Origin of the sequence: Devosia sp. MC532, assembly GCF_016461625.1 — a bacterium.
In the GTDB taxonomy this organism is placed as follows: domain Bacteria; phylum Pseudomonadota; class Alphaproteobacteria; order Rhizobiales; family Devosiaceae; genus Devosia.
This window is the reverse complement of sequence record NZ_JAEMNZ010000001.1, coordinates 326,829-341,928: the sequence shown is the minus strand read 5'-3', so window position 1 is coordinate 341,928 and position 15,100 is coordinate 326,829. Positions and strand designations below refer to the sequence as shown.

The 15,100-nt window shown below is 57.7% G+C and carries 14 protein-coding genes and 1 tRNA gene; 12 read left to right on the top strand and 3 right to left on the bottom strand.

Features of this window, described 5'->3' with window-relative positions; genetic code table 11:
• Positions 1–479 precede the first annotated feature (479 nt).
• From JHC09_RS01565 to glnA, 3 genes are all read left to right on the top strand, one after another.
• Positions 480–564 (top strand) — tRNA-Leu (locus JHC09_RS01565).
• A 474-nt stretch (positions 565–1,038) separates the two neighbouring features.
• Positions 1,039–1,377, top strand: coding sequence for a P-II family nitrogen regulator (locus JHC09_RS01560; protein ID WP_169194061.1), 339 nt, complete (start codon positions 1,039–1,041; stop codon positions 1,375–1,377).
• 70 nt (positions 1,378–1,447) lie between these two features.
• On the top strand, positions 1,448–2,857 hold the full coding sequence (gene glnA, locus JHC09_RS01555) for a type I glutamate--ammonia ligase (protein ID WP_182395571.1): 1,410 nt from the start codon (positions 1,448–1,450) through the stop codon (positions 2,855–2,857).
• A 42-nt stretch (positions 2,858–2,899) separates the two neighbouring features.
• Here glnA and JHC09_RS01550 read toward each other — a convergent pair whose 3' ends face one another.
• The gene (locus JHC09_RS01550) at positions 2,900–3,553 is read right to left on the bottom strand and encodes a hypothetical protein (protein WP_199530543.1); all 654 of its coding nucleotides are present in this window, start codon (positions 3,551–3,553) and stop codon (positions 2,900–2,902) included.
• A 220-nt stretch (positions 3,554–3,773) separates the two neighbouring features.
• On the opposite strand from JHC09_RS01550, the gene JHC09_RS01545 reads away from it, so the two are divergent.
• Genes JHC09_RS01545 through JHC09_RS01505 form a run of 9 tightly spaced genes read left to right on the top strand, consistent with a single transcriptional unit; the run spans position 3,774 to position 12,601 of the window.
• Positions 3,774–5,486, top strand: a complete 1,713-nt coding sequence (locus JHC09_RS01545; RefSeq protein WP_199530542.1) for an ABC transporter substrate-binding protein — start codon at positions 3,774–3,776, stop codon at positions 5,484–5,486.
• A 53-nt stretch (positions 5,487–5,539) separates the two neighbouring features.
• Positions 5,540–6,511, top strand: coding sequence for an ABC transporter permease (locus tag JHC09_RS01540; protein ID WP_199530541.1), 972 nt, complete (start codon positions 5,540–5,542; stop codon positions 6,509–6,511).
• 4 nt (positions 6,512–6,515) lie between these two features.
• The gene (locus JHC09_RS01535; protein WP_199530540.1) at positions 6,516–9,017 is read left to right on the top strand and encodes an ATP-binding cassette domain-containing protein; all 2,502 of its coding nucleotides are present in this window, start codon (positions 6,516–6,518) and stop codon (positions 9,015–9,017) included.
• Between the two features lie 17 nt (positions 9,018–9,034).
• Positions 9,035–9,655 carry a hypothetical protein gene (locus JHC09_RS01530; RefSeq protein WP_199530539.1) on the top strand — a complete coding sequence of 207 codons (621 nt, stop codon included), beginning with the start codon at positions 9,035–9,037 and terminating at the stop codon, positions 9,653–9,655.
• Positions 9,652–10,305 (top strand): hypothetical protein, encoded by a 654-nt coding sequence (locus JHC09_RS01525; RefSeq protein ID WP_199530538.1) that lies wholly within the window; start codon positions 9,652–9,654, stop codon positions 10,303–10,305. Before JHC09_RS01530 ends, JHC09_RS01525 begins: the two co-directional genes overlap by 4 nt.
• Positions 10,302–10,826 carry a flavin reductase family protein gene (locus JHC09_RS01520; protein ID WP_199530537.1) on the top strand — a complete coding sequence of 175 codons (525 nt, stop codon included), beginning with the start codon at positions 10,302–10,304 and terminating at the stop codon, positions 10,824–10,826. Before JHC09_RS01525 ends, JHC09_RS01520 begins: the two co-directional genes overlap by 4 nt.
• 34 nt (positions 10,827–10,860) lie before the next feature.
• Positions 10,861–11,478, top strand: a complete 618-nt coding sequence (locus JHC09_RS01515; RefSeq protein WP_199530536.1) for a hypothetical protein — start codon at positions 10,861–10,863, stop codon at positions 11,476–11,478.
• A complete protein-coding gene (locus tag JHC09_RS01510; protein WP_199530535.1) occupies positions 11,478–12,095 on the top strand; it encodes a hypothetical protein in 618 nt (205 codons plus the stop codon). Before JHC09_RS01515 ends, JHC09_RS01510 begins: the two co-directional genes overlap by 1 nt.
• A complete protein-coding gene (locus JHC09_RS01505) occupies positions 12,095–12,601 on the top strand; it encodes a hypothetical protein (RefSeq protein ID WP_199530534.1) in 507 nt (168 codons plus the stop codon). Before JHC09_RS01510 ends, JHC09_RS01505 begins: the two co-directional genes overlap by 1 nt.
• 64 nt (positions 12,602–12,665) lie before the next feature.
• Here JHC09_RS01505 and JHC09_RS01500 read toward each other — a convergent pair whose 3' ends face one another.
• The gene (locus JHC09_RS01500; protein WP_199530533.1) at positions 12,666–13,676 is read right to left on the bottom strand and encodes a CNNM domain-containing protein; all 1,011 of its coding nucleotides are present in this window, start codon (positions 13,674–13,676) and stop codon (positions 12,666–12,668) included.
• Between the two features lie 5 nt (positions 13,677–13,681).
• Positions 13,682–15,043, bottom strand: a complete 1,362-nt coding sequence (locus tag JHC09_RS01495; RefSeq protein ID WP_199530532.1) for a hemolysin family protein — start codon at positions 15,041–15,043, stop codon at positions 13,682–13,684.
• Positions 15,044–15,100: the final 57 nt, after the last annotated feature.

Genomic DNA, 15,100 nt, shown 5'->3' with positions numbered 1-15,100 from the left:
TTCCCGTCTTGTTTGATCTCGTTAGGCCAACGGCATGACGCATTGATTCAGGAGGCGAGGCCACGCGAAAATTTCGCGCCAGATGAGCCGTTTGCTTTTCTTACCCCGCGTTAAATACAGGGCTTGAAAGCACAAAACCCATCTGTTGGGTCGACACTTTCACCAATCCATCATTTGGACGCGCCAAAACAAAGCGCGGCCTCAGGCCGGGTTGATGGAGGCGTATAGAGGCTATTCGGGCTTGGTGCAAGCATTGCTATGCCTGTCTAAACGCCGGATACCCTAGCAAACCTGCGATTTTTCATGTGGTTGCATCTTGGCGCGGTAATCAAGTGGTGAGGGAGCGGGTTCACTGCGCAGTTTTCCACATGATTGAACGCGCCAGAGTCGGCTGTTTCACAAGATTCTGTGCCTTGAGTTGAGGAGAATGAGGGCAGGGCATTGACCCCGTTATGACAATATCATAGCAAGCCGACAGCGCGCTCGTGGCGGAATTGGTAGACGCACTGGATTTAGGTTCCAGCGCTTCACGGCGTGGGGGTTCAAGTCCCTCCGGGCGCACCATCACTCACCTGTTGAGTGGTTTCAGATTTAATCTGATTGAAAAAGCGGCAGCCGTGATGCCGCTTTTTTCGCATCTAGCGTTTGGCGTCGTGAGTACGGGCGATCACCACCCTTGTGTGATGTGCTGATCGCATATTTCTCATGTTATGCACCGCTCTAGAGCGTGCTGCAGCTCCGAGCTGAGCAGCGCACAATGCCGGTGGCGAATAGAAGTCACTGCCACACCCTTCTGACATTGTACAAGGGCGCAGCTTAAAACTGCGGCACCAAATCCCTGTCCTGTGGTGACTGGGCTGTAAATCTGTGCGCGTCGCCTAAACTTTGTGCATATACCTCACTTTGCCCGTGCTACACTGTTTTTCGCTTATTGACTAAGGCTATGGAAAATATGGTTTTCTTGAAGCTTGCGTGAGTTGGCACACCCTATGCATATGTATTGGCGGTAATTGCCGAAAGTGGCCATGGAGGCATGAGTTGAAAAAGATCGAGGCTATCGTAAAGCCGTTCAAACTCGACGAAGTAAAAGAGGCACTGCAGGAAGTAGGTCTGCAGGGCATCACTGTGACCGAAGCCAAAGGCTTTGGGCGCCAAAAAGGCCACACGGAGCTCTATCGTGGCGCTGAATATGTCGTGGACTTCCTGCCAAAGGTGAAGGTCGAGGTGGTTTGCACCGACGACGTCGCCGAAAAGGCAATCGAAGCTATCCGTGCAGCAGCCCAGACAGGGCGCATCGGCGACGGCAAGATCTTTGTTTACTCGATCGAACAAGCGATCCGCATCCGTACCGGCGAATTTGGTGACGACGCGCTCTAAGTCCCCTTAGACCGAGCGCATCGCACCCGACTGAATACAACCGTTTCCGCAAGACAGGGGAAAGACCCAAATGACGACCGCAGCCGACATCATCCAGCGCATGAAAGACGAGGACATCAAGTACCTGGACGTGCGCTTTACCGACCTGCGCGGTAAGCTTCAGCACGTTACTATGGACGTGTCTGTTGTCGACGCCGACATGTTCGAAGACGGCGTGATGTTTGACGGTTCCTCGATTGCTGGCTGGAAGGCCATCAACGAGTCCGACATGGTGCTCATGCCAGATCCGGCGTCCGCTTACATCGACCCGTTCTTTGCTGCCAAGACCCTCGCAATCAACTGCGACATTCTCGAGCCAGCAACCTACCAGCCATACAACCGCGACCCACGTTCGATCGCGAAGAAGGCTGAAGGTCTCGTCAAGTCGTCTGGTGTTGGTGACACCGTCGTTTTCGGTCCAGAACCAGAATTCTTCATCTTCGACGACGTGAAGTACTCGACCTCCACCTATAAGGTTGGCTTCCAGGTTGACGCGGCAGAACTGCCAACCAACAACGATGCAGACTTCGAAGGCGGCAACAACGGCCACCACATCGGCATCAAGAAGGGCTACTTCCCAGTTCCACCGCTGGACAACGCGCAGGACATGCGCGGTGAAATGCTCGAAGCCCTCGGCGAAATGGGCGTCATCATTGAAAAGCACCACCACGAAGTGGCATCGGCTCAGCACGAACTTGGTCTGAAGTACAAGACCATGATCGCATCGGCTGACGACGTGCTGATCTACAAGTATGGCGTTCAGCAGGTTGCTAACTCCTACGGCAAGACTGCAACCTTCCTGCCAAAGCCAGTCTTTGGCGACAATGGTTCGGGCATGCACTGCCACATGTCGATCTGGAAGGATGGCAAGCCACTCTTCGCTGGCGACCAGTACGCTGGTCTCTCGATGGACTGCCTCTACTACATCGGCGGCGTCATCAAGCACGCTAAGGCGATCAACGCTTTCACCAACCCGACCACCAACTCCTACAAGCGTCTGGTTCCAGGCTTTGAAGCTCCAGTTCTGCTGGCTTACTCGGCTCGTAACCGTTCGGCGTCGTGCCGTATTCCATTCGGCCAGTCGCCGAAGGCAAAGCGCGTTGAAGTTCGCTTCCCAGATCCACTGGCGAACCCATACCTTGCCTACACCGCACTGCTGATGGCTGGTCTTGATGGTATCAAGAACAAGATCCACCCAGGCGAGCCAATGGACAAGGATCTGTACGAACTGCCAAAGGACGAACTCAAGGAAATCCCGACCGTCGCCGGTTCGCTCCGCGAAGCTCTGGAAAGCCTCGACAAGAACCGTGAGTTCCTCAAGGTCGGCGGCGTGATGGATGACGATTTCATCGACGCTTACATCGAGCTCAAGATGGCTGAAGTGCTGCGTGTCGAAATGACCCCACACCCAGTCGAATACGAAATGTACTACTCGGCCTAATCGGCAGAGTTTGGGGAAGGGGCCTTCGGGCCCCTTTTTCTTTTATAGGCTGGGAAATGCGCGGCGCATGGCGTGACGCCAATCCTTGGGCGCCTCAAGCGCCAATTGCGCGTCGCGTGTGGAATAGTGCTCTGTAAACTGCACAGCAAAGCCGATGTCGAAGAGGCGCACGACCGCCCCTTCAAGCTGACCGATGGTGACGAGTTCCCCGATTGCCGGTTGGAACGGAGCTGAGACCGCTGCCCCGCGACCGGAATAGTCGATGACGAGGCATGGCTGTGGCCACTCATCCTGTCCGCGGCAAATGATGGTACGCGGGTTTTTCGGTAGCAGACGTTCGCTACTACGGCGGTTGGTGGTTTCCGTCCAAAGTGTTTCAGTGAAATTGTTGATGCGTTCGTTATGCTCTAATGTGCGCGCGCTGCTCATGAGCAAAGCCATCTCAAACCCATCTTCGAGGCGCCGTGTCACCGGGCCCTGCAGGGCACCAAAAGCTGCAAAGCGTGCCGTAACCATGTCCCCCAATTGCGGAATAATCGGTGCGGCCACGCCCAGACTGGTCGTTGCAATCATACGTAACCGGCAAGCAAACAGGTTGAGGCCAGCGTGAGCAGGTCTCGCGCCAAGTGAATAGCGGCCTGAAACAGTGGTAATGCCGTGTACGACGATAGACGCTTGTGGGGATAGCTCGGTCACGTGGAACCCTCCAGTGTGTAGAATCTACAGCAAAACTGGCAAGCTGACCTTTAAACTCACCGCTGAATTTTATGACCTGCCTTAGCTATTTAGAAACCATGAGGCGGGTTCACATAAACATGACAATGAAGTTCAGGAATCTCTTGATCTGATCTTAACATGAGTTTAGTAGTCCGGTTAAGGGTGCTTGTAGCCCAGTTTACAAAACCGGATCTTCCAAATGCGTCGTTCACTCCTTCGGGGTGCGAGTGCTGTTGCGCTCGCCCTATGCCTTGCCGCGCCTAGCTCTGCTCACGATGCGAGGCTCCATGCTAATCCTGAAGCTGGCAATGGCAGCCCTCACACGGCTGCGGGCATCCTCAGCACGGTCAACAATCAGGGTCCAAAGACTGCTGATAGCCTGACCATCGGCATTTGGAACACCGCCGCCAACATCACCACCTATACGATCGGCAACAGCTGGAACGATTGGGTGCTGTATCTGGCCCTCGATAAACTGCTTGAGCCATCGCCCTATATGTCCAAGGGTCGCTCGTGGCTGGCGACTGAAGTTGTGCAGGTGTCGGAAGACGCGCGCATCTGGGAAGCGGAAATCCGTCAGGGCGTTAAGTGGCACGACGGCACTGACATGACCGCCGAAGACGTCGTCTTCACCTACAATCTTTACCTCAACGGCCCGGCAAACCGCTGGACTCACCACGTCTCTGACGTGCCACGCATCGAAACCATTGAGCTGGTTTCGCCCACTCGCGTCCGCTTTACCGCGCCGCGCCCCATGCCAAACTTCGATCTCGTCACCGCGCCCGAGCTGCCGATCATGCAGAAGAAGCAGTGGGAAGGCATCGAAGACCCGCGCACCATGACCGATCCGGTCATTGGCACCGGCCCCTACAAGCTGGTCGAATACAAGGCCGACGAATTCTACCGCTTTGAAGCGCACGAAGAATTCTGGGGCGGCGCGCCAACGGTCAAGGAATTGACGCTGGTCATGATCAAGGACCCGCAGACGATCTTTGCGGCCCTGAAGTCCGGCGAAATCGACGGGGCTGCCCGCGCTCTGCCGCCTGAAATGGTCGCGCAGTGGAAGGACGATCCCAATATCGAGATCGCGCAGGCGCCAACCCTTTGGGGCACCTGGATGCAGATGAACCTCAATGATCCGGTGTTCAACAACCGCGATCTGCGCAATACCCTGTCGCTCGCGATCAATCCTGAAGAAATGGTCGAGCGCGTCATGCTCGGTCGCGCGCAGTCCGGTAAGCACGGCTGGCCGCACCTTGATAGCACCTGGACCAAGCCAGGTCTTGAAGTGCCATTCGATGCCGAAGCGGCCAAGGCTGGCTTTGAAACCCTTGGCTTTATCGACGCCAATGGTGATGGCTATCGCGATCTGCCCGATGGCACGCCGTTCGATTGGCGCATCGTGGTCTCGACCAATCAGCCGCTCTATGTGCGTGCTGCCGAAGTCATGGTCGAGCAATTCGATGCCGTGGGCATCAAGACCCATGTTGAGGCCGTGGACGCTGCCACCTTCAACAGCCTAACCACCGATGGCAATTACGAGTTCTCCATCTCCGAAATTACCCCGCACGGTCTGGCCGATCAGGACCAGTACATGCAGTTCTATTCGAGCCCGCAGATGAAGACGCTGCTCGACAGCGAACCTGAACGTCTGGCCCTCTACAATGAGTGGTGGGAAGCGGACAGCCGCGAAACGCGTCAGGACGCTCACTTCAAGCTGCAGGAATATGAACTGAAATACCCGAGCCGCTTCATGCTCTGGTACCCAGATGGTCTGTTTGCCTACAACTGGAAGGCCTACGACAACTACGCCTCTTCGTTCGGCTACGGCATCTTCCACAAATACTCCTTCTTGCCTGAAGCTGGCCGTATCGGCACCTCCGACTCCATCGATCAACTGATCGCGGAATAAGTCTGGCTCGCCCGCGCGGCTTCGGTCGCGCGGGCTTTTTGGCGTTTCGGTCCATGTATTATCTGCGCACGACACTGCAGTATCTGCTGACTTTGCTCGCGGCTCTCGCGGCGAACTTCTTCTTGCCCCGTTTGGCGCCCGGCGATCCCATCAACGCTCTGCTCGGCGCAGACGTCGTTGAGACCATGACCGAAGAGCAGGTGGCGCAGGTCGCGAGGGAACTTGGCATCCATGATGCCCTCCACGTGCAGTTCTGGAACTATCTCACCGGCATATTCACCGGCGATTTCGGCATGTCGATCAAGCTGGGAATGCCCGTGTGGGATGCCCTCATCCAGAAGCTGCCGTGGACGCTGCTGCTGATGGGTTTTGCGCTGGTCATCTCGACTGTGATCGGCACGGTCTTAGGCGTCATGTCCGCCTGGAAGCGCGGTGAAATTGCCGACATTGCCACCATGGGCGGCGTGCTTTTCGTCGGTTCACTGCCGCCGTTCTGGCTGGCGATGATGCTGATCATTCTCTTCTCGACGACCCTTGGTTGGCTGCCATCCTACGGTGCTTACAAAGTGGGCACGTCCTTCCCGAGCCTGAATTGGTTCCAAGGGGTGGGGCTGCGGTTGATTATGCCTGTGCTGGCTCTCGCCATTGTCCAAACCACCTCGGTCCTTCTGATTGCCCGCTCCTCCATGCAGATGGCGCTTGATCAGGATTACATCATGTTCGCCCGCGCCAAGGGCGTGTCCGAGGGCAAGATCTTCTTCAAGCACGCGTTCCGCAATGCGCTGCTGCCGCTCTACACCCACACCATGATGGGTCTTGGCGCCCTCATTGGCGGCTCGCTCATCATCGAGACCGTGTTCTCCTATCCCGGTCTCGGCGGTCTCATCGTTCAAGGCGTCAACTCGCGCGACTATCCGCTTTTGCAGGGCCTGTTCGTCATCACCACGATTTCGATCATCGCCGCGAACTTTGTCACCGACCTTCTCTATCCCCTGATTGACCCGCGCACGCGGCGGGCGGGTTAAGTCCATGTCGACAGCACACTATTCCAATACCAGACGCGTCATCGCGCCGTTCTCGACAGCCACAGGCAAGGTGCAATGGCTGGGCATTACCATGCTGGGCGTCATTGTTCTGCTTGCGGTCATGGCGCCGCTTTTTGCGGGCTATCTGCCGCGCGCCCTAAGCTGCGCGCCGTTCGAAACGCCGAGCGCCGCCCATATTCTGGGCTGTGACGACGCTGGCTACGACATCTGGTCCCAGCTGCTCTATGGCGCCCGCGTCTCTCTCATTGTCGGGCTCTCGGTTGCCACGGTCTCGACCGTGATTGCCACCGCCGTTGCCATTCTCGTTGGCTATCATGGCGGCTGGGTTGATCGCCTCGTCATGCGGTTCATCGATGTGGTGCAAGCCATGCCGTTCATGCCGCTGGTCATCGTTCTGGGCGTCTATTTCGGGGCCTCCATCCAGACGCAGATCATTGTGATCGCGCTCGTCATGTGGGCGAGCCCGGTGCGTGAGCTACGCGCGCAAATTTTGTCCATTCGTTCAGCCGGTTATGTTGAGGCATCCATTGCTATGGGGGCAGGGGGCTGGTTCGTTGGTCTCAAGCATATCCTGCCAGAGATTGCTCCTCTCATTGTGCCGCAGTTCGTGCGCATCGCCCTTGCGGCGATCATGGTCGAGACCTCGCTGAGCTTTTTGGGTCTTGGCGATCCTCTCCAAAACTCTTGGGGGTCGATCCTCTTCCACGCCAATGCGCGCGCCGCTTTCCTCACCGGCACTTGGATCTATTGGATCTTGCCGCCCGGCATAGCCGTCTCGCTCACCGTTTTGGCTCTGGCCTTCATCGGCTTTGGCTATGACGCCTCGCTCGCGCCGCGCATCAAGGTCAAGAAGCAGGCACTGCCGCTAGCGCCCGCCCATGCTGCGCCGCAGTCTGGCGCGGCCTTGTCTGCTCAGGGCCTGACCATTGTTTACGACACTGAGTTTGGCACCAACACCGCCGTAAAGGCCTGTGATCTGACCCTCCAAAAGGGCGAGCTTTTGGGCCTTGTCGGTGAGTCCGGTTCCGGCAAAACCACACTCTCGCTCGCCATCCTGCGTCTCCTGCGCCATCCGGCCCGTGTCACGCACGGCGCGGTCTGGCTTGGTGACGATGATCTGCTGGCAAAAGACGCCGAAGAGCTTCGTGCGCTGCGGGGGCGCAAGTTCGCCCTTATCCCGCAGAGTGCCATGAACGCACTCAATCCCGTGCTCACCATTGGTGCGCAGATCGAGGAAGCTCTTGAGCGTGGCGATAAGCTGACCAGCGTCCAAAAATCCGCCAAGGTGAATGAGTGGCTGGGCAAGGTTGGCCTAGAGACTAAGCACGCCAACAGTTACGCCCATGAACTCTCGGGCGGTATGCGCCAGCGTGCCGTCATCGCTATTGCCCTGTGCAATACGCCCGAGGTGGTGATCGCCGATGAGCCGACCACAGGCCTTGATGTGCTGGTGCAGGAAGAGATCATGCAACTTCTGCTAAATCTCCGCCAAAGCCTTAATTTATCTATTCTTTTCGTCACTCACAATCTCCCCTTGATCGCACGCCATGCCGATCGTTTGGCGGTTATGTATCAGGGCGAATTGGTCGATCTCGGCGCGCCAGAAAGCCTGCGCACGGCGGCTCTTCATGCCCATACGCGGGCGCTTTTTGATAACCTACCAGAGATCGACGACCCAAAACTTTGGCCACAAGGCGTCCCAAATGGCGATCCGGTCATCGAATTTACCGGCGTCACCAAAACCTTCTATCCGAACGCCGTTTTGGGCCTCAATCTCGGCGCACCGCACAAAGCGCTAAACGATGTGTCCTTCACCCTGCGTCCCGGCGAAAAGCTTGGGCTGGTTGGGGGCAGTGGCGCGGGTAAATCGACCCTTGCCCGTTTGGTCATGGGCATGATCAAGCCCGATAGCGGCTCGATTGCCTATAACGGTGCTCCGCTTGGTGCGGGTCGTGCGGCTCGTAAAACCATGGCGCGCGCCGTCCATATGGTGTTCCAGGACCCGTATCAGTCCATCCGCAATCGCATGTCCATTCGCGACATTATCGCCGAACCGCTGCGCATCCATGGGGAACGCGACGATGGCGTTATCGGGCGCAAGGTTGCGGCAGCATTAGCGGCAGTACGACTCCCGTCCGATGGGCACTTCATGTCCCGTCGCCCGGTTCAGCTCTCTGGCGGACAACGCCAGCGTGTCGCCTTCGCCCGAGCATTGGTTTGTGACCCCAAGGTGATCATCGCCGACGAGCCAACCTCAATGCTTGATCAATCCGTGCGCATGGAAATCGTGCAGTTGATGGAAGACCTTCGCCGCGAATACGGCACGGCCTTCCTCTTCATCACCCACGACATCGCCTTGGCACGCCACTTCTGCGACCGGCTCATTGTGTTGAGCGAAGGCCGGATCGTTGAGCACGGGGATGCGGACGCTGTCGTCCAAACCCCACAACATGACTACACGCGCAAGCTGATCGCAGCGGCCTGACGCACAGAAAGACAAAGATGAGCGGACGTTTTCTCTATTTGCAGAATAGTTACGGTGGCCCCCCGCCTGCGCTTTTGCGTGTCGCAGACCACACTCTTGATATCTACCAGCAGTACGACACAGACCGGCTCGATTGGTCGGTCTACGATGCAGTCATCATCTCCATGAGCGCCGATCAGGTTCACCTTGTGGAGATCACGGCGAAGCTGCAGGCCTACCTCAATGGCGGCGGCACGCTGGTCATCAATGGTCACGTGGCGCGCCCGTTCCTGCCCGAATTGCAGCGCTACGAGCCGATGGAAAAGCGCGGCAAAGCCGAGCTGGTCATTCATCGCGAAACCGAGCACCCAATGCTTGCCTCCGTCACTGCCGAACAGCTCACCCTGCGCAAGGGCGTTGCTGGCTTTTATGGACGAGGCACCAATCCTGCTCCCGCAGGCGCGACAGTCATTCACTCGGTTGGCCCTGATCATGTAGCCGTCGATTGGCTCTACGAGCGTCCCGAAGGCGGTCGCATCTTCGTCCACTCGGGCGTCGAGCTCTGGGCGGTTCTGATGCTGGAAGGTCCCGAGCAGGGCATACCTGTCATTCAAGCCATTTTCGATTGGTTGGCGCAAACCTCGCAGGTGGCAGCATGAGCACAGTTTTGAAGCCTATTGTTGCCGTTATCGACGGCGGCCAGCACTATCATCATGACGCGATCACCCGGGAGCCATTTGCCACCTTCTTCGATCACATCGTCTATCTGCGCGATGTCGCCAAAACCGATCTCACCCAGTTCGATATCGTCATCATTCCTTGCCGCACCAATGCCTATTATCTGGCGCCTCTGAGCCGTCAGTTCCAGGCCTTCATGCGCAATGGTGGCACCCTTGTCGCCATGGGTGAGACCTTCCCCAATACATGGCTGCCCAATATCGGCCTGCGTGAAATGCCGACCAACTTCTGGTGGTGGCTGACCCCCGGTGCCGATCTTGGCTTGCGCATGAGTGATCCCGATCACGTGGTCTGCGATTATCTCAAAAAAGAAGACGTCACCTTCCATCTCCACGGCGCTTTCGAACCGCTCCACGAAAACCAGAAATCTCTGGTCGAGACAGCCGATGGTGAGTGCCAGATGTTCGAGGACGAGGTGTCCTATGCGCCCGGTCGCTTGATCGCCACGACGCTCGATCCTTTCTTCCATCACGGCGCGTTCTTCATGCCCGCAACCACCCGCATGTTGGCTGGTATGTTGCCTTGGCTGATCGACACGGAAGCCGAGCGAAAGGCTGCTCTGGCCGAATGAGTACTGCAGATTTGGAGGCCGCTCCGGCGGCTGTTCCTCCGCGGCAGGCGTTCTTGAACGCCATGTCGCAATTCGCCAATTCGGTTTGCATCGTGGCCACGGACGGTTCCGCCGGCCGCGATGGCACCTGCGTATCGTCCATGACATCGGTTGCCGCCGATGGTGACAAGCCGACGCTCCTGATCTGTCTCAACGAAAAGAGCCGGGTCACGCCAAAACTGCTCACCAATGGGCGGTTTAGCGTCAATCTTCTTACAGCGAGCGAGCAGGGGATTGCTGACCTCTTTGCCGGTCGCTGCGGCGGCGTTGCCGAGGGATGGTTTGACGATCCGCGCTGGATGCTCGGGGAGGCTGGCTTGCCAGTCCTCAACCCAGCCCTCGCCAGCTTTGAATGCTCGGTCTTCCAAACCAGTTTCGTGGGCACGCACCACATCATCATTGGCGCTGTCGAGGCGGTCTACACCACCCAGAGTGGCACCCCGCTCATCCATTCCCAGCGCCTCTACCGCTACCTCGCTTAGGCGAAAACCTGTACGTTGAAGGGTACACAGAACGATGACTGAACCGACAAGCGGCAAACTGCTGCTGATCCATTCGCACTACGGCACACCGCAGGGCCTATTTGATTTAGCGATGCAGCGTGGCGACGCCATTATCGTGCGCGAGAAAGACCTCACACCTGAGCATTTCGCTCAGGCCAAGGGCTTGATCACCACCAGCCACATCGACCAGTTGAACTTCCTTGCTCTGCGCCCGCATCTTGAGGCTTTCCTCGCACGTGACGGCAATTGGTTCTTCAATGGCCACATCCTGCGCGAACTGGTTGGCGGGCTCAAAATCTACCAGCCCATCATCAAAGCCAAACGCGCCGATCTGGTGCTGACCCGCATCAACGAACACCCAATTTTTGAAGGCGTCGATCAGCCGTCCTTTGAAGAAAACAAGGGCGTCGCAGGCTTCTATGGTCGCGGCCACAACCCGCTTCCCGAAGGCGGTCTCGTGGTCAATGGCATTGGCCCAGACAATCTGCCGATCGATTGGGAATGGAGCCTCCCGACCGGCGGTCGCATCTTCAGCCACGCTGGCAATGACATCGGTGGCATGGGCGGACCAAACCCGAACCACGCCCTTGTCGCCCCCCGCATCATCGCTTGGACCACGGGAGAACTCTAATGGCCATTCTCGCCATCAATCCCGGCACTTACTACCACCTCGAAAGTTTTGAAGCGCCACGTTACGCGCAATATTTCGATCAGCTCGTGCGCCCCGAAGACCTGACGAATGTTGATCTCAACGCCTTCAACGTTGTGCTGATCCCGTGCCGCACACCAGCCGACCGCATGGAGCCGCTCAAGCAGCAATTGCTCGATTATCTCGATAAGGGCGGCACCATCATCGCCACCGGCGAGAGCGACAGCGAACTCTTCCTGCCCAATATCAAGGTCACCCCACAGCCGACCAATTTCTGGTGGTGGCTCACCCCCGGCGCAGACCTTGGCGTACGCATCGCCAAGCCTGAGCACAGCCTCTTCCAATATCTCACCCAGAAGGACATCACCTGGCACTTGCACGGCTGGTTCGATGTTCCCGAAGGCGCCGAAGTTCTCGCCGTCAACGAAAGCGGCAAGCCCATTCTCTATATCGACGAAGTGACCACCAAGGGCCGGATGATCATCACCTCGCTCGATCCTTTCTACCACCACGGCAGCCACTTCATGCCTGCCACCACGCGCTTCCTCGACGGCTTCTTGCCGTGGATGCGCGCTGAACTCGATCGGGACTGCCTCTAATGACTGCCACCACTCTCACCGTTTTGGAAAACGGCAAGCCGCTGACCTACACCTATGCCGACCTCATGTCCTATCACGGTCACGGCTTTCCGGGCGGCGTCGCCCACGGGTTCAAGGTTTTGGAGCGCTCGCTCCCACTCATGGCTGATGGAGCAATCCCTGAGCGCCGCGAAATCTCCTTCCGCACCTCGTTCGGTGGTCCGGGCGGTCGCGATGCTTTGGAAATGGTCACCCGTTGCCTGACCGAAAATCGTCTCTCGATTGAGCCCGATCTGGCGCAGACCGAGCGCGGCGATACCATGGCCCGCTACGTGTGGCTCGTGAGCTATCGCGGCACCACGGTCAGCGTTCGCATCCGTGAGGGCATTGTCCGGGACGAGTTCATCGCCTTGGGCAAAAAGGCCAATCGCACGGACGACGAAAATGCGCGTCTCGAATATCTAAAAAGCGAAATGGCGGAGCGGATTTTATCCCTCCCCGCCACCGAAGTTTACGAGACCTTCTAAGCCGAAGGGTTTAACACAGTGATCATCAGGTGCAGTTCGCTCAAACGAACTGCACCTGTTTTGCTTACGCGGTGTGCGGCAGCACGCGTTTGAGAATGTCGGCCATGGTGACGACACCCAGAATACGGTCAGCTGCGGTGACGATAGCGAGTTGCTCGCCGTCCTTACGCATACGGGCCAGAGCTTCGTAGACGGACGTGTGTTCTGGCAAAGCCAGAACGTCACGCGCGAACTTGGCGGCTGGCGCCGACCCACCCTCAAGAAGCGTGTCGCGAACGTGCACAACCTTGGGCCCGGATGCGCCCTCGTCGAGCAGCAAAATCCGCATGTGGCCCGAAGTTTCGGCGAGCTTGCGCACCTCGGCAACACTGGCCCTAGGGCCAACCGAAACGGGCTTGCCACCCGGAGCGATCAAATGGCTTACCGAAGCACTGCCCAGATCGATCAGGCTCGAGAGCTGTTGTTGCACTTCCGTTTCCAGCACGCCCACCTTCGCCGAATGTTCAACGAGCTGACGGATGGTCGCCGCGTCCTGCCCACCGATAGCAGTGCTTTCGACAGGCTCAACACCTGAGGCACGGACGAGAGAGTTGGCGATGCGATTGATCACGCCGAGCACAGGGCGCAGCGGCCAGATGTAGCTCTCAGCGGCCAGACCAATGGCAACGGCCGCCTTTTCAGGATGCGCAATCGCCCAGGACTTTGGTGCCATTTCGCCAACAACCAGATGCAGGAAGGTGACGAAGAACAGCGACAGCAGGAACGCCGCGCTATCGGCCAGCCAGAATGGAGCACCGGCATTGAGCAGGATAGGGCCCAGCGCCGCGTCTACGGCGGGCTTGGTGATCGCACCCAATGCGAATGTGCACAGGGTAATCCCAAGCTGCGCGCCCGCAAGCATGAGGGTCAAGTCGTTCATGCCGCGCAGCGCTGCGCGGGCCGAAGCACTCTGCGGGGCCATTTCTTCGAGCTGACGACGACGAGCGCCAATCAGTGCAAATTCGATGATCACGAAAAACGCGCTGAGAACGATGAGAGCGATAGTCGCTAGAATGACGAATGTTGGGTCTTTCATGGCAATCACTCCGCCTGCTCGATGAGCTGGACGCGTACTCTGGTGGGCACATGGCGCTCCACTTCGAGAACAGTCACAGACAGGCTACGGCTAATCAGAATACCCTCTGCGACTTCAGCTTGATCGGCAGGGAGCTGCACAACCACAACTTCATCAACAGCCGGCAGTTCGCCGGTTTCCGCAATAAGCAGACCGGCAATGGTTTCGACGTCGCCTTTCTCGATCGGGCGACCAATCGTGCGTTCGACTTCGTCGAGGTGCACATCGCCTTCCATGATCCAGATACCGTCGCCATCAAAGGTCACGGCATCTTCTTCATCGCTGTCGTGCTCATCAGTGATTTCGCCGACGATCTCCATGGCGATATCTTCGAGCGTCAAAACGCCAGCAAAGCCACCATATTCGTCGATGACACAGGCCAATTGGTTATTGGTCCCGACGAGCTTATCGAAGGCGTCGGGCAGGTCCATCAATGTCGGTACAACCAGTGCAGGGCGCATGATGGTGGTCACCGAGGCGTTCGGGTCCGCGGTTTCCAGTTGCGGGAGCAGGTCCGACAGATGCACCACGCCAATTGGCGCTTCTTCATCGTCGACCACTGGATAACGCGTATGCGCACGCGCCATCATCTCACGCACTTCAGCGATAGTCGTTTCCGGGCCGATCCAATCAACCTGCGAGCGTGGCACCATAGCGTGCTCGACGTCGCGCTCTGGGAAGTCGACAATACGGTCCATCATCCAGGCCAGTTCGGCTGGCAGGTCGCCACTATTGCGGGAGTCCGCGATAATGCGTGGCAGATCCTCGCGCGAAGCGCTGACGTCGATGTCGTGAACAGGCTCGATCCGCAGCAGCTTGAGCAGCACGTTCGCAGACATGTCGAAGAAGCTGATGATCCAGCCCATCGCCTTGAGATAGAACAGCGTCGACGTCGCCAGCATTTTTGCGAGCGGCTCTGCATTCGAGATGGCGAGGTTCTTTGGATAGAGTTCGCCAAAAATCATTTGCACGACAGTCGCGAAGAGCAGGGCCAGAATGGTGCCGGTCGCAATACCGACTTCTGTGGGGATACCCACCCCACCAAGCATGGCGCCGAGGGCGCCGCCCACGAGTGGTTCGGCCACATAGCCAACCATAAGGCCGGTTACAGTGATGCCCAGCTGCGCGCCGGAGAGCATGAAGCTCGTTTGCTTGGTGACAAGCAAGGCACGCGCAGCGGCTTTGTCGCCTTGTGCCGCTTGCGCCGCCAGCTTGGTGCGGTCGACGGCCATATAGGCAAATTCTTGAGCGACGAAATAACCGCCAACAGCGATGATCATAATGATGATCGCTATGCCGAGCAGCAGATTCAATATTGGTTCGATCATTTGTGACACCTGATGCACGCTAAAAGAAGCGGCACATATTTCTCCTGTAAGGCTTCG

What these genes read in the sequence shown, in the direction of transcription:
- JHC09_RS01525 (WP_199530538.1), top strand. Translation starts at nt 9,652, where the DNA reads ATGAGCACAGTTTTGAAGCCTATTGTTGCCGTTATCGACGGCGGCCAG.
- JHC09_RS01505 (WP_199530534.1), top strand. Translation starts at nt 12,095, where the DNA reads ATGACTGCCACCACTCTCACCGTTTTGGAAAACGGCAAGCCGCTGACC.
- JHC09_RS01545 (WP_199530542.1), top strand. Translation starts at nt 3,774, where the DNA reads ATGCGTCGTTCACTCCTTCGGGGTGCGAGTGCTGTTGCGCTCGCCCTA.
- glnA (WP_182395571.1), top strand. Translation starts at nt 1,448, where the DNA reads ATGACGACCGCAGCCGACATCATCCAGCGCATGAAAGACGAGGACATC.
- JHC09_RS01535 (WP_199530540.1), top strand. Translation starts at nt 6,516, where the DNA reads ATGTCGACAGCACACTATTCCAATACCAGACGCGTCATCGCGCCGTTC.
- JHC09_RS01520 (WP_199530537.1), top strand. Translation starts at nt 10,302, where the DNA reads ATGAGTACTGCAGATTTGGAGGCCGCTCCGGCGGCTGTTCCTCCGCGG.
- JHC09_RS01495 (WP_199530532.1), bottom strand. Translation starts at nt 15,043, where the DNA reads ATGATCGAACCAATATTGAATCTGCTGCTCGGCATAGCGATCATCATT.
- JHC09_RS01540 (WP_199530541.1), top strand. Translation starts at nt 5,540, where the DNA reads ATGTATTATCTGCGCACGACACTGCAGTATCTGCTGACTTTGCTCGCG.
- JHC09_RS01510 (WP_199530535.1), top strand. Translation starts at nt 11,478, where the DNA reads ATGGCCATTCTCGCCATCAATCCCGGCACTTACTACCACCTCGAAAGT.
- JHC09_RS01500 (WP_199530533.1), bottom strand. Translation starts at nt 13,676, where the DNA reads ATGAAAGACCCAACATTCGTCATTCTAGCGACTATCGCTCTCATCGTT.
- JHC09_RS01515 (WP_199530536.1), top strand. Translation starts at nt 10,861, where the DNA reads ATGACTGAACCGACAAGCGGCAAACTGCTGCTGATCCATTCGCACTAC.
- JHC09_RS01530 (WP_199530539.1), top strand. Translation starts at nt 9,035, where the DNA reads ATGAGCGGACGTTTTCTCTATTTGCAGAATAGTTACGGTGGCCCCCCG.